The sequence below is a fragment of the Raineya orbicola genome (genome assembly GCF_002843425.1).
In the GTDB taxonomy this organism is placed as follows: Bacteria; Bacteroidota; Bacteroidia; order Cytophagales; family Thermonemataceae; genus Raineya; species Raineya orbicola.
Genome location: NZ_NKXO01000014.1, coordinates 46,163 through 59,881 on the forward strand (window position 1 = coordinate 46,163; position 13,719 = coordinate 59,881).

General features: G+C 37.0%; 12 protein-coding genes and 1 tRNA gene. 5 read left to right on the forward strand and 8 right to left on the reverse strand.

Annotation, left to right across the window (positions count from 1 at the left end; all coding sequences use genetic code 11):
* The first annotated feature begins 14 nt into the window (after nucleotides 1-14).
* Entirely contained in the window at nucleotides 15-1,094 is a 1,080-nt protein-coding gene (locus tag Rain11_RS05555) for a complex I subunit 1/NuoH family protein (RefSeq protein ID WP_101358355.1), read from the forward strand.
* Here Rain11_RS05555 and Rain11_RS05560 read toward each other — a convergent pair.
* On the reverse strand, nucleotides 1,053-1,634 hold the full coding sequence (locus Rain11_RS05560; protein ID WP_101358356.1) for a gliding motility lipoprotein GldH: 582 nt from the start codon (nucleotides 1,632-1,634) through the stop codon (nucleotides 1,053-1,055). The genes Rain11_RS05555 and Rain11_RS05560 overlap by 42 nt on opposite strands.
* Before the next feature lie 68 nt (nucleotides 1,635-1,702).
* Nucleotides 1,703-1,775: transfer RNA gene (locus Rain11_RS05565), tRNA-Thr, on the reverse strand.
* 120 nt (nucleotides 1,776-1,895) lie between these two features.
* On the opposite strand from Rain11_RS05565, the gene asnS reads away from it, so the two are divergent.
* From asnS to Rain11_RS05590, 4 genes are all read left to right on the forward strand, one after another.
* Complete coding sequence (gene asnS / locus Rain11_RS05570) at nucleotides 1,896-3,332, forward strand: asparagine--tRNA ligase (RefSeq protein WP_101358357.1); 1,437 nt, start codon at nucleotides 1,896-1,898, stop codon at nucleotides 3,330-3,332.
* Between the two features lie 35 nt (nucleotides 3,333-3,367).
* Complete coding sequence (hisC, locus tag Rain11_RS05575; protein WP_101358358.1) at nucleotides 3,368-4,435, forward strand: histidinol-phosphate transaminase; 1,068 nt, start codon at nucleotides 3,368-3,370, stop codon at nucleotides 4,433-4,435.
* Nucleotides 4,436-4,742: 307 nt separating this feature from the next.
* Entirely contained in the window at nucleotides 4,743-5,324 is a 582-nt protein-coding gene (gene lpcA, locus Rain11_RS05585; RefSeq protein ID WP_101358360.1) for a D-sedoheptulose 7-phosphate isomerase, read from the forward strand.
* A 13-nt stretch (nucleotides 5,325-5,337) separates the two neighbouring features.
* Entirely contained in the window at nucleotides 5,338-6,441 is a 1,104-nt protein-coding gene (locus tag Rain11_RS05590; protein ID WP_101358361.1) for a phospholipase D-like domain-containing protein, read from the forward strand.
* A gap of 3 nt (nucleotides 6,442-6,444) precedes the next feature.
* On the opposite strand, the gene Rain11_RS05595 is transcribed toward Rain11_RS05590, so the two are convergent.
* From Rain11_RS05595 to Rain11_RS05620, 6 genes are all read right to left on the reverse strand, one after another.
* Nucleotides 6,445-7,377 carry a coiled-coil domain-containing protein gene (locus tag Rain11_RS05595; protein WP_101358362.1) on the reverse strand — a complete coding sequence of 311 codons (933 nt, stop codon included), beginning with the start codon at nucleotides 7,375-7,377 and terminating at the stop codon, nucleotides 6,445-6,447.
* A gap of 119 nt (nucleotides 7,378-7,496) precedes the next feature.
* Entirely contained in the window at nucleotides 7,497-8,333 is an 837-nt protein-coding gene (locus Rain11_RS05600) for a phytoene/squalene synthase family protein (RefSeq protein WP_101358363.1), read from the reverse strand.
* Nucleotides 8,334-8,378: 45 nt separating this feature from the next.
* Nucleotides 8,379-8,687 (reverse strand): hypothetical protein, encoded by a 309-nt coding sequence (locus Rain11_RS05605; protein ID WP_101358364.1) that lies wholly within the window; start codon nucleotides 8,685-8,687, stop codon nucleotides 8,379-8,381.
* Between the two features lie 9 nt (nucleotides 8,688-8,696).
* Nucleotides 8,697-10,133 carry a tetratricopeptide repeat protein gene (locus Rain11_RS05610; protein ID WP_133121519.1) on the reverse strand — a complete coding sequence of 479 codons (1,437 nt, stop codon included), beginning with the start codon at nucleotides 10,131-10,133 and terminating at the stop codon, nucleotides 8,697-8,699.
* A 62-nt stretch (nucleotides 10,134-10,195) separates the two neighbouring features.
* Nucleotides 10,196-12,172, reverse strand: coding sequence for a tetratricopeptide repeat protein (locus tag Rain11_RS05615; RefSeq protein ID WP_101358366.1), 1,977 nt, complete (start codon nucleotides 12,170-12,172; stop codon nucleotides 10,196-10,198).
* A gap of 67 nt (nucleotides 12,173-12,239) precedes the next feature.
* Nucleotides 12,240-13,694, reverse strand: a complete 1,455-nt coding sequence (locus Rain11_RS05620; RefSeq protein WP_262502162.1) for an aldehyde dehydrogenase — start codon at nucleotides 13,692-13,694, stop codon at nucleotides 12,240-12,242.
* Nucleotides 13,695-13,719 lie beyond the last annotated feature (25 nt).

Consider the following 13,719-nt stretch of genomic DNA (forward strand, 5'->3'; position numbering starts at 1 on the left):
CTAAAAAGCCAAAAATGATAGTAGAAAGTTTCTTGTATTTTGTTTCATATTTGGGTTTGGTGCTTGTTTTGGTGCTTGTGGCATTTTACGCTGAACGCAAAATAGCGGCTTTTGTGCAAGACCGAATGGGACCTACCGAAGTAGGAAAATTTGGCACTTTGCAACCTATTGCAGATTTGCTAAAATTACTACAAAAAGAGGATATTGTGCCTTTGAGTGTTGATAAAAAACTATTTCTGCTTGCCCCTATAATCATTTTTCCTGCGGTATTTGCAGGAATGGCGGTTTTACCACTTACGGCTACTTGGCAGGCTTCGGCTTTGAACGTAGGAGTGTTTTTCTTGCTTGCAGTGGTTTCGCTTGATGTAGTGGGCTTACTGATGGCGGGCTGGGCTTCCAACAATAAATTTTCACTTTTGGGGGCTATGCGTTCTGTGGCTCAAATTGTTTCATACGAAGTGCCTTTGGTGCTTTCGGTTTTGTGTGTGGTAGTGCTTTCGCAAAGTTTAGATGTAAGGGAAATTGTTCGTTTGCAAAGTACGGCAAGTCCTGAAAAAATATACTTATTTGGAATTTCGGCTTTGGGGATAGAGGTTACTGATGTGGGTGGAGTTCTCACTTGGAACATATTTAAAATGCCCTTACTTTTTTTGGTGTATGTTATTTTTTTCATTGCTACGCTTGCTGAATGCAACCGTGCTCCTTTCGATTTGCCCGAAGGCGAATCTGAAATTATTGGTGGGTTTCATACCGAGTACTCAGGCTTTCGGTTTGCGATTTTCTTTTTAGCAGAATACACAATGATGATACTTGTCAGTATGCTTGGTGTGATGCTTTTTTGGGGTGGTTGGCTCAGTCCTTTGCCTAATTTACCTCGTTTGCCTCTTGCTGAATGGACAAATAGCAGTGCCTTTTGGGCAATTTTTTGGCTTTGCTCCAAGACGCTTGTAGTGATTTTTCTGCAAATCATTGCTCGCTGGACTTACCCGCGTTTGCGTATAGACCAACTCACCTATCTGGCTTGGAAAGTGCTAACTCCTTTTGCTCTTATTTTATTGCTTCTTTGTGCTATCTGGCGTATTTTTTCTTTCTGAAAAAATGCTTTTGGGTTTGTTTTTTGCTTTTTCTGCTTCGTAGGCTTTCATTTCTTCAATTTCTTCGGGGGTAGTGTAGGCTACTCGTAAGCCCATAGAAAGTATGCCTTTGAGCGGGTTTTGTCGCATATATTGTTTGAAAACATATTTATATTTGCCTTTTTGAGAGAATTTGAAATTCCGAAAAGCAGGTAATTGATGCTCACGAATACCGCCCGTTCCTTCGCCGTAAGGTTCGCCTGTTTTAGGATTAAAAAGCGTAATATCCATTAGCAAGGAATCTATTTTTTTGCCATCGGGGTAGTGCATATAATAGGTTACGAATAGGTTGTAATAGGCATAATTTACTTCATTGCGAACATTGTAATAAAGCGTGTAACTTTTGGTAGTATCTTGAATTTCAAATTCAAAAGCAAGAGGATTTTCGTAAAACCATTCGCCATTTTTAAGGCTTTGGTTGGCTTCAAAAAGGGTGTTGGGGTCTTTGCAAGAAAAGAAAACCAGAGCAAGTATAAAAATTATGATAAAATTTTTGAGCATTGGTGTAATAATTTAAGGCAAAAAGAAAAAAGCACTTACATCAATTTTTTGTAAGTGCTATTTTTTTGAGCCCCCTGCCGGGATCGAACCAGCGACCTACTGATTACAAGTCAGTTGCTCTACCAGCTGAGCTAAGGAGGCTTCAAAAGTGTTGCAAAGGTACTGCTTTTTTCTGTATCTGCAAATTTTTTTCAAAAAAAATTTATGATTTTCTCAAAAAAATTTGGAAATGCTTAATTTTGAGGCTCAAATTTAGCAGTTATGAAACAAACCATTAAAGATTTGTTGCAAATTCCTATCCAAAACCAAGAAGTAAGCGTAAAAGGGTGGGTAAGAAACGAAAGAGATAGCGGCGAAGTTGCTTTTATTGTGATGAACGATGGCTCTACGCCTAAAACGTTGCAAATTGTTGTAGATTTCAATAAAATTCCTCGTGAGCAAGTAGCACCCATCAAGGTAGGAGCTTGCCTGCACGTAAAAGGAAAGCTCGTAGCTTCAGCAGGTAAAGGACAAGACCGAGAGGTACTTGCTGAAAGTATCGAAATTTACGGCTTGGCAAACCCCAACGAATATCCTTTTCAACCTAAAAAACATAGCTTGGAATTTGTGCGTGAAAATGCTCATTTGCGTAGTCGTACAGCAACTTTTGGAGCGGTGTTTCGTATCAGGCACACTTTGGCATATGCTATTCACAAGTATTTCAACGATAATGGCTTTTATTATGTCCATTCGCCTATCATTACTGCCTCCGATGCCGAAGGAGCAGGTGAAATGTTTCAGGTAACTACTTTACCTTTGCAAAACATTCCTAAAAATGAGCAAGGAGAAGTAGATTTCAAGCAAGATTTCTTTGGCAGAAGTACAAATCTGACCGTTTCGGGGCAGTTGGAAGCAGAACTTATGGCTTTGGGATTGGGCAAAGTTTATACGTTTGGTCCTACGTTTCGTGCTGAAAATTCTAACACCACTCGCCATCTTGCCGAATTTTGGATGATTGAACCCGAAATGGCTTTTTACGAATTACAAGACAATATGGATTTGGCAGAAGATTTTGTCAAGTATGTTATTGGTTATGCTTTGGAGCATTGTGCTGAAGACTTGGACATTTTAGAAAAAAGGCTTTTAGACGAAGAAAAAAGCAAAAAACAAGAGGAAAGAAGCCCAATGCCACTTCTGGAAAAGTTGAAATTTGTAACACAAAATCCTTTTGAGCGTCTTACTTATACCGAAGCGATTGAGATTTTGCTTGCCTCGCCTTATCACAAGAAAAAGAAATTTCAGTTTGAAGTAAAATGGGGCATAGATTTACAAAGCGAGCACGAAAGATATTTGGTAGAAAAACATTTCCAAAAGCCTGTAATTCTTACAAATTACCCCAAGGAAATTAAGGCTTTTTATATGAAGCAAAATGAAGATGGTAAAACCGTGAGGGCTATGGACGTGCTTTTCCCAGGTATAGGCGAAATCATTGGAGGCTCGCAAAGAGAGGAAAACTATGAAAAGCTCAAAAACCGAATGGAAGAGTTGGGTATTTCTACGCAAGAACTTTGGTGGTACTTGGATACACGCAAATTTGGAACTGCACCGCATAGCGGTTTTGGATTAGGTTTTGAGCGTCTTGTGCAGTTTGTTACAGGAATGGGCAATATTCGTGATGTAATTCCGTTTCCTCGCTATCCCAAAGGGGCAGAGTTTTAATTTTTTAGTGAAACACGTAAGAATTTTGCTTTTGAATGTTTATTCAACATCTTTTACGCCCTCATATTGCAAAATTAGAGCCTTACTCTTCGGCTCGTGATGAGTATAGCGGAGAGGAAGGAATCTTTTTAGATGCGAATGAAAATCCTATTGGGTCGGTTACGGCGGCTATGTATAACCGCTATCCCGACCCGTACCAGAAAAAAATTAAAGAAAAATTAGCCGTCATCAAGGGAGTAAAACCTGAAAATATTTTCTTGGGTAATGGTAGTGATGAAGCGATTGATTTGCTGATTCGGGCTTTTTGCGAGCCTTACAGAGAAAGTATCCTGATTATGCCTCCCACTTATGGAATGTATGAAGTAAGTGCCAATATCAATGCCGTAGCTGTGCAAAAAGTGCCTTTGGATACTAATTTTCATATTGATTTAGAAGCAGTAAAAAAAGCAATTACGCCACAGACTAAAATTATATTTATCTGTTCGCCTAATAATCCGAGTGGCAATTTGCTTTCGCAAGAGGCAATTACTGAAATTTTAGAAACTTTCAAAGGAATTACACTCATAGATGAAGCATACATAGATTTTTCTCCACAGGCTTCGTGGCTACCAATGCTTGAAAAATACCCTCGTATGGTGCTTATTCAAACTTTTTCGAAGGCTTGGGGACTGGCGGCTTTACGTTTGGGAATGGCTTTTGCTCACTCTGAAATTATTGCCGTACTCAATAAAATCAAACCGCCTTACAATATCAGCAAAACTACGCAAGATTTAGTTTGGGATAGCTTGCAATATGAACGCTTCAAAAATGAAATGGTAGAGCGAATTTTAGAACAAAGAAAGTTTTTGGAAAAAAAACTTACCGCATTTGATTTCGTTGAAAAAATTTATCCCTCTGATGCCAATTTCTTGCTTGTAAAAATGCGAAATGCACAAAATATATTTGAGTATTTGCTTTCGCAGAAAATTATTGTTCGCAATAGGGTAAAAGTTGCGGCGGGGTGTTTGCGTATCAGCGTAGGAACAAAAGAAGAAAATCAGCAATTGCTTCAAACTTTACAAGAGTATGTGAATATAAATTCTAAAAAAATTCGTTTGTGGTAAAGATTGTATGATATTTTAGTAAAAGACAAAGAGGGCGTATTTTTGTAATATGTGCGAAGTATTCATTCACAAAAGTAAACTGCCCTCATTGTCAATACAAGGGTAGTGAAAAATGATCATAAAAAAAGAAGCAAAACAAAATTTTTTTGTGTAAATTTTGTGGTAAGCAGTTTCAACAGGCTTATCGGTACGAGGAGCAGACCCTAAAATTAAACATTTGATAGTGAGTGTGTTACTAATAAATAGTGGCACACGAGATATTGCAAAGGTCTTACAAGTCAGTCGTGTTGCTTTTAATATTACTACAATGGTAGATTTTATCAATTCAGAATGGCAAGAAGCACAAAAAGTGCTTAAAGATTTTTTTCAGAATGAAAAGAATTTGCAGGCTATTGCTCAAACCGCTCAAGTAATGATAAATACCATTCAGCAAGGAGGGAAAATAATAGCTTGTGGTAATGGGGGGTCGCATTGCGATGCAATGCACTTTGCAGAAGAATTGAGCGGAAAGTATCGTGAGAATCGTCCTGCTTTGCCTGCACTGGCTATTTCGGATAGCGGACACATCACTTGCGTAGGCAATGATTACGGCTTTGAGCAAGTGTATGCACGCTTTATAGAAGCCTTAGGAAAAGAAGGCGATGTTTTGGTGGCAATTAGCACAAGTGGTAATTCGCCTAATGTACTGAAAGCTGTTGAGGTGGCTCGTCAAAGAGGCATTATCAGCATAGCCCTTACGGGCAAAGATGGCGGAAAATTAGCTCAAATGGCTGATTACGTTATTTGTGTGCCGCATTTTGGCTATGCCGACCGTATCCAAGAAATTCATATCAAAATCATTCACATTTGGATAGGCTTGATAGAGCAAGGAATTTTCGGCAAAAAATAATTTTTTGTTGAAAATGAGTGAGTTCAGAGATAAAGTTCAGTTGGTTCATAGCGGCAAAGAATATTTTGAAACGCTCAAAAATATACTTCAAGCGGCTCGCTATTGCATACATCTGCAAACCTACATCTTTGAAGAAGACGAAACAGGCAAAGAAATTGCCGAAATTCTTATCCAAAAAGCCCAAGAAGGCGTAAAAGTATGTGTATTGGTAGATGATTTTGGCTCAAAAGAGCTTAGTAAAAAGTTCAAAAAAAATTTACTTTCGCAAGGGGTACAAATTCGCACTTTTTCTCCTTTTCAGATTTTCAGACTGCGTTTCGGCAGAAGGTTACATCAGAAAATAGTGGTTTCTGATATGAAGTTTGCCCTCATTGGAGGTATCAACATTGCCAACAAATATGCAGGAGTAGGTAGAAAAGAGTGGTTGGACTTTGCCGTACTTTTGGAAGGAGAAATCGTGAGACAATGTTTTTGGATTTGTCAGCAGTTTTGGAATAAAAAATATCAACGAGATGTTTTTATTCAAAACAATTACATTTTTCTTTTACAACAAGATTTTATCAGAGGTAAAAAAGAAATCGCCCGAGCTTACCGAGAGGCTATTGCCAAAGCTCAAAATGAAATTTGGATAGTAGCCAGTTACTTTTTGCCCAATAAATCTTTACGTCGATTGTTTATTCGCAAGGCAAAGGAAGGCGTAAAGATAAAAATTTTACTTTCAGCGATTTCAGATGTGCAGTTTTTCAAAAAAGCCACGGAGTATTTGTATGCAGAACTTGAAAAAGCAGGCATACAAATTTATGAATATTTGCCCAGTGTAGTTCACGGCAAAGTGATGCTTGTAGATGATACTTGGGCTACCGTTGGCTCGTATAATCTGAATGCTATTAGCGAGTATATGAGTGTAGAAATGAATGTAGCCACTACGGAGCCTAACTTTATTCAGCTTTTACGAAAAGATTTGCAAAAAACATTTACTGCTGAAAGTGTTTTGGTGCAATATGCCTACAAGAGGCGTAATATTTTTACACGCTTTTATTTTTGGCTTATTCGTTTTGTTTTGAAAGTGGCTATTCGTTTTTTACGAAAAAATAGGCAGAGCTATTTGCGTGAATAGTCGTTAATTGACACTGAAAGAAGTTTTGCCGAGTAGTTGCCCCTCACAATACAACTCAACAAGGTGAGTGCCTTTCTGAAACTGATTGCCTTTTCGGAAGATTACTTCGGTATTACGGCTTCCTTCGTTATTGAAATTAAAAGTATGAAGTGTAGTATAATTCATTTCTTTTCCATTGGCATCGGCAAATCTACCGCCATCGGCACCAACCATTACTGCACCCGAAGGCTCAATGATACGAACGTAAATATTTCTACTACCTGCCTTAGCGGCATTATTTTCCATAATTTTCACATTGATTTTCAGTTTGGCAAGTCTTTTTGCTTTGAAATTGCCGTCATCATCAGATTTCCCTTTTTCATCTAAACCTTCTAATTTAATGCTTTCAGCACGCAATATAGCGGCTTTGGCAAGGGTAGCCTCTAAATCCTTTTTTTGTTTTTGTATGTTACTCATTGAGTCAGCTAAACGTTTTTTTTCAGTTTCGCTTTGAGTAACTTTTTTAGAAAGTTCGTTTTTTTCACCTTGTAGGGTCTTTATTTCACCTTCTTTTTGAGCCAAGAGGTTCTCATAATCTCTGATTTTGGCATCATACTGCTCCACAAGTTTATCTACATCAATGTTATTGGACGAACTGCGAGCATTGGCAATATCTTTTTTGAGTTGCTCTTGGAGTTCTAGCAGGGCTTGATAATCTCGGTTCATCTTTTTGGCTTCTGCAATACGGATATCCAATTCTCTACTTACAGAATCCAGTTTTGAACTTTTGTCTTCAAGTTCTGCTTTTTGCTTTTCAATGAAAATATCTTTTTCAATGCTTTCTTGCTTGCTCTGCATCATCAGATATACCAAGATGATATTAACAATAGCCAGAACCACCAAAGCAACAATAAAGAAAGTAGTTCTTTTATCACTTCTTGAAATTTCAATGGTCATAAGAGTAAGTTTTGGGCATAGTATCAAAAAAGCAAAAATGTTGTTTTGACAAAAATAAATTTTTTATCAGATTTTTGCAAAAAAAACAAAAAATTTTGAACAAGAACTTTAATCGCTTGCTAAATAGCATTTAACTGAAACTTAAAGTAGCTTTTGAGCAGAAGTGTAAATTTATGTAAATCGGGTACGCGTATGCGTTTTTGCATAATAGTTTCGGCAGGTTGGGCTTTGATTTTCTTGAAAAGCGTAGTGTAATACACATAAGCCAAATATACTCCCATTTTGGCTCCTTTGGGCAGTTGTACAATGCCCTTATAGGCTTCGTCAAAATCTTTTTGTATATCGGCTTCTATGAGTTTTTTGGCTTTTTCATCAAATTTTTCAAAATTGACTTCGGGGAAATAAGTTCTACCTCTTTCGTAATAATCGCTACGCAAATCGCGTAAAAAGTTGATTTTCTGAAATGCCGAACCCAAACTGCGAGCAGGCTCTTTGAGTTTTTCATACATTTCGTTATTTCCCTCACAGAAAACACGCAGGCACATAAGCCCTACCGCTTCGGCAGAGCCGTAAATGTATTCTTTGTATTTGGAATCGTTGTATTCTTTGAAGTACAAATCCATTTCCATACTATGCAAAAACGCTTCAATGAGTTCTTGTTCTATTTGGTACTGATTTACAACGAGTTGAAAAGAATGTAAAACGGGATTGAGGCTAATTTTTTCTGCAATAGCATCAAAAGTATCTTTACGAAAACGCTCTAAAAGTTCTTTTTTGTTGTGCTGGTGAAAGGTATCAACAATTTCATCGGCATAGCGTACAAAGCCATAAATAGCATAAATAGGCAAATGAAAACGTTTAGCGAGTGTTTTTATGCCCAAAGTAAAAGAAGTGCTATAATGTTGGGTAATAAGTTTGCTACATTTGAGTGTAGTAGTATTGTATAATTCAAGCATAAGGGTATGCTTTTAGGTTAAAAAATTGAGTTTTTCGTATAACTTTCAATCATAGTTTTTTGTTTCGGTGCTGAGCAGCGATTTTTCATAATTGATTAAGTCTAAAAGTAAATCAGTTAGGTTGCTATTTCTAAACTCATTAAAACTTGCAAATTTACAATACAAAACTGCCTCATCACCTTGCTGAAAAGCAATATCGCCATAGAGTTCGTTGGAGTAATTATCATAAAAAAGTATATTGAAAATAGCATTACCTTCGGGGCTTACATAATTGCATCGTATTTGCCAACGCATACGCTTACGTATGTTGCAAAGTTTGGTAAGCAAGTTCAATATGGTGATGGATAAGTCCATTTTTTTCAGTTACTTACAATTTTTTTTCAACCAATTTTGCATTTCTTCATCATTTTCACCCATCTGCATTGCTTTTTTGTAATCGGCACAAGCGAGTTTATTATCTTTTAGCATTTTGTAGCAATCGCCTCGGTTTTTGAGCTTGCGGGCAGTGATAAATTCATCGCCCATTGCGAAAAGTGTATTGTAATCAGCAATTGCTCCCTTGAAATCGTTTATGTTTTTCTTACTAAAAGCCATTTCGGCAAGAATTTCAGGGTCTTTTTTAATTTTATAGCCTTTTTGGGCGTATTCAAGAGCTTTGGTATAATTTTGAGTTTCGTTTTCAAGCCAAGCCAGTTCGTAAAGCAGATTAAAGTTTTCAGGTTCTATGCTGATAGCTTTTGTAAGGTATTCTTTGGCTTCTAACCATTTTTCAACTTCTATCAGTAATTCTGCTTTCCAAATAAAAATTTTTATTTTATCTTGTGGAGGGAGCGTTTCTATTTTGCTGTAAGTCTTATCCAGAATTCTCTTGTAGTTTTCATAGATGTAAGGGTTATCGCGTAATTTGCTTCCTTCTTGCACATAGGTTTTTTTTTCTTTTTCCATCAAATCCAATATTTTGGGGATAACGGAGGTGAGTTGATAGTCTTGGTCGAGGCAGATTTCACCGAAAGAATAAGCATCAGTATAGTAAGAGATATTTACATAAAATTCAAATAACTCAAAAGCTAACGGAGGGTCTGGAGGCTGATTGTTAGAAAGTGCGTAAGCTCTTTGAAAGAGATTATGAGCTTTGGTAGTATCGCCTGTGGCTTTATGAGCCATTCCTGCATAATAAAGTGTTTCAGCATCTTCCACATCAAGCAAGTTCAGTTTTTCAATGATGCTTAGTAAACTTGAATATTCCTTTTTTTCCCAATAGTTTTTCAGCATTTCTTTGTATTGTTCTATTGAATATTTAGCGTGCTTTTTGAGAATATTTTGTAAGGCAATGGTTTGCGGCGAAGTAAAATCTATCAGATACCAACGCTTTTTATGTTTATAGGCTTCTAAAAAAATAGTATCAATGGTATTTTGCAAAGATACTTGGACAGGAATTTGGTAATAGTTGGGAGCAACAAGGTATAGCTCTTCAGGCTTGCCAATTTTTTGGAGGGCTATTTGTTCATTATTTATTTCTAAAACGGAAAAATGTTGAAAAATTTTTTGTAATTTGTTTGGTAAGCTATTTTTATCGTTGGCTAAAATACCTTGAATTTCTTCTTGGGTTTTATCTTTGAAAATCTCAACAAATAGCGGATAGAGTTCAGTAGGGGCAGAAATAGCTCGCAAATCTTGCTGATTTCGGGTTTGAAGTATTTTAAGAAAACTTTGGGCAAGTTCCTTTTCGTTCTTTGCTCCGTTTTGGGCAAAAAGAATAGACGAAAAAAGCAAAAATACAAGGCAAAAGAGAGTTTTCATAAGAAATGTTTTCAACAAACATACAAATCTTGCCGAAAACATACAAGTTTTAGAAGCGATTTTTATACCTGAATACCCATTACAAGAATATCATCTGTTTGAGCATATTTCCCCTTCCACTCTTGAAAGGCACTGATAAAATGCTTTTTTTGCTCTGCAAATGGAAGTGAATGAATGTTGGCAAGTAAATTTTTTAATCTTTTATTACTGAATTTTCTGTATTTCTCACCTCCGAGTAGGTCTTGGAAGCCATCAGTAATAAGGTAAAAAGTGCTTTCTGTATCAGCAAGAGTGATTGCTTGATTGTGAAAGGCTACGCTAATATTCCACTCGGTATTTCTGCCACCTAAATAAAATTTATCAGATTGGTATTCAATAAGATTTTTATTTTCAGAAAGATACAGGCTTATCATTGAACCTGCATAGGTGATAGAGCGTTTTTGCGTATTGATGCGGCAAATGGCAATTTCCATTCCGTCTATATTTTGGGTAATATCTTTGTTGAGTACTTGGTTGAGGGCGAGATTGAGTTCTGTGAGTATTTGAGCAGGGTCATAAATACTTTTCTGAATGATGAGGCTATCCAAAAGGTCATTACCAATCATACTCATAAAGCCCCCGGGCACGCCGTGTCCTGTACAATCGGCTACTGCTATGATTTTTTCACCATTTAATTCACTGGTATTATCTTTTATTTCGTAAAACCAATAAAAATCACCGCTCACAATATCTTTGGGCTGATACCATATAAAGCAATCTTTGAAAGCCTCTTGCAAGTTTGTTTCAGGCGGTAGAATAGCTTCTTGAATTCGTTTAGCATATAAAATACTTGCTGTAATATTGCGATTTTGTAACTCAATTTCTTGTTTTTGTTCAAAAAGTAACTTGTTTTTGGCAGTTTTTTCCAAGTTGTTTCGCCAAAGAGCTACTGCCAATAAGGCAAGCAAGATAGCCACAATAGACGAAGCCAAAATAATAATATCTCGCAAACGAATTTGGGTGGCTTGTATTTTCTTTTCTCTTTCGGATTCAGCTTGGCGTTTTTCATCATCAAAAATAGATTGCAAAACGCCAATTCTATCATTAGATTTTTGATTGTAGAGTGAATCTTTGTAGGCATTTGCTAGTTTTTCATAATGAAAGGCTTTGTGGAAATCTTGTTTTTGCTCATACAAATCAGCTAAATACTCATAAGCTCGTTTGATAGCCACTTTGATATTATTTTTCTTGGCTATTTCAATAGAACGCAGATAAATCTCTTCAGCTTGGGCAAGATTGCCTTTTTTATATTCAATTCTGCCAATTCCATTCAGAAGGCGAGGTATAGTGTATAAATCGTTGGTTTTGAGACGTAGCTGATAGGCTTTTTGGTAATAGGTTGAAGCCCTTTCTAAACTATCCAGATGCAGATAACATTCGGCAATAAAGCTCAAAAGGTCTGCAATGGTTTTTTCGTTACGATTTTTTTCAGCACGGGGCAAGGTACGTAAAGAAATTTCTAAAGCCTTGTGATAGTTTTTCTGATGAACATAAAGGTTAGCGATATTTTTCAGTGTAGTAACGATACCATCTTCATCTTTGATTTCTTCTTTGATAGCCAGCGAAAGATTAAAATAGGCTCGGGCTTTATCATAAAATTCTTGCTCTACATACACATTGGCGAGGTCGTTGTAGCGAAAGGCTATAAAACGCTTGTTGTTGAGTTTTTCGTACAAACGCAAAGATTTCAAATGGGCTTCTACGGCAAGGTCGTGTCTGCCTTCTCGGTAATGCAAAAGTCCCAAATAGCCCAAACTTTCAGCCAATCCGTTTTCATAATTATTTCTTTCAGCCAATTCTTTTGCCTGATTAGCTAAAGTAAAAGCCCTTTTTACATCACTATTCCGATACAAAAAAGCCAAACGATTGAGTGTATTGATGCGTGTAGTGTCCGAAAGATTTGTTTTTAGCAATAACTCCAAACTATCTTTTTCGCTTGTTTGAGCCCAAAGATTAAGTGAGTAGAAAATGCAAAGGAATAAAGTAAGAAAGTTTTTCAAAGGTTTGAATTTTTGATTTTTGCAGAAATACCAAAGTGAAACCTTGCTTTGTAGGCTTCACTGGTATTTATATCCACTTGATAACACTTCTGAGTAAATTTAATTTGCCTTTGTAAGGCGGATAACGCAAAGGAACATCAAGCCAAAAAGGTTTTTTCACAACCGATTTGTAGTGTGTGAAGGTATCAAAGCTAAATTTGCCGTGGTAGCCTCCTTGTCCGCTATTTCCTACGCCGCCAAAAGGCAGATTAGGGTTTGCCGTGTGCATTACGGTATCGTTGATGCAAGCTCCCCCAAAAGCCAAATGTTCTAATACATATTCTTGCTTGTTTTCTGTTTTGCCAAAATAGTAGCAGGCAAGGGGTTTTTCTTTGTATTGTAGTTCCTCTATCAACTTTTCTAAATCCGAAAACTCTATGACGGGCAAAATAGGACCAAAGATTTCTTCTTGCATCACCTCACTTTCCCAAGTTACATCATCTAAAATAGTAGGGGCAATGAAACGCTCCTGTTCATCAATCTGACCGCCCTTTACAATTTTTCCACTGCTTAAATATTTTTTCAAGCGTTCAAAATGTCTTTGGTTGATAATTCGGGGATAATCGGGGCTATTTTGTGGGTTTTCGCCATAAAATTCGGTAATGTATTTGCTCATTTTAAGAATAAGCATACTACGAATTTTTCTATGAGCTAATACGTAGTCGGGGGCAACACAAGTTTGTCCTGCATTCACAAACTTGCCCCATACAATTCGGCGAGCGGTAACTTCTAAATCGGCATCTTCATCAACAATGCAAGGACTTTTGCCACCCAGTTCTAAAGTTACGGGGGTAAGATATTCGGCGGCGGCTTTGGCTACAATTTTGCCCACTGCCGTGCTACCTGTGAAAAAAATCTTATCAAAACGTTCTTTCAAAAGGGCTTGGGTTTCATTTACGCCGCCTTCTATTACGCATACGTGGGCGGGGTCAAACACTTCTGCAACAATTGTTTTTATGATTGCCGAAGTATTTGCAGAAAGTTCAGAAGGTTTGATAATTACGGTATTGCCTGCGGCAATAGCTCCTATGGCAGGTAATAGTGTTAGTTGTAAAGGATAATTCCACGCTCCAATAACAAGCACCGTGCCATAAGGCTCGGGGTACAGATAGCTTGCCGAAGGAAATAAAAGCCACGAACCTCTGACTGCTTGTGGTTTTGCCCATAGCTTTACATTTTCAAGCATTATCTTGATTTCATCAAGAATAAGAGCAATTTCAGTGGCAAATGTTTCAAATGTTGATTTGCGAAAATCTTTTTCCAAAGCCTGAAAAATAGCCTCTTCGTGTCTTAAAATAGCTTTTTGTAAATCTTTGAGTTTTTGCAAGCGAAAAGATATATCCAAGGTTTTGTATGTTTTGAAAAAAGCCTTTTGCCGAGCAACTATTTCAACAATGTGGTTAGCTGTTTCCAGCAATGGTTCTTGCAAAGTTTCCATATTTTTATGGTTTAGCGTGCTGAAAAAAAAATCTTGTTGAAACACTATTTTGCAAAATAAAACGTTTTTT